The organism is Myxococcus llanfairpwllgwyngyllgogerychwyrndrobwllllantysiliogogogochensis (assembly GCF_006636215.1).
Lineage (GTDB): Bacteria > Myxococcota > Myxococcia > Myxococcales > Myxococcaceae > Myxococcus > Myxococcus llanfairpwllgwyngyllgogerychwyrndrobwllllantysiliogogogochensis.
Window position 1 is genome coordinate 1 of record NZ_VIFM01001020.1, and the last position, 385, is coordinate 385.

Consider the following 385-nt stretch of genomic DNA (forward strand, 5'->3'; position numbering starts at 1 on the left):
TCTGCGGAGAGACCAGGATGAAGGGATAGTCCTTCCCCTCCCGGTCGATGTACGCCTGCGGCCCGTGCGTACGAACCCTCTTGAGCTGGTCGACACCGCCATCTCCCTGTTCGCCCATCCCGTGGAGGAAGAAGACGATGGGCCAGTTCGAGCCTTCTTCGTAACCGGGCGGCAGGTACACGACATAGCCGTAGCCGCCCGGCGTCGAGGGTGACTTGTAGACCTCCTGCGTGGTGCCACGGCCCGTGGGCGCGGGTGTCACCTGGACCTTCACTCTGTCGCTGGCGGTAGCGCCGTCGTCGTCCGTCACCGTCAGCTCGAACTCGTAGAGCCCCTGCACCAGCCCGGACGCCGTCGCGGAGAGCGTCGTGGCGCCCGTCAGGGT

1 protein-coding gene is annotated in these 385 nt (G+C 66.5%); it reads right to left on the minus strand.

The annotated features are described in order from the left end of the window. Positions 1–385 (minus strand): PKD domain-containing protein (locus FJV41_RS51755; protein WP_438616804.1); only part of this gene is annotated, 385 nt, incomplete at both ends.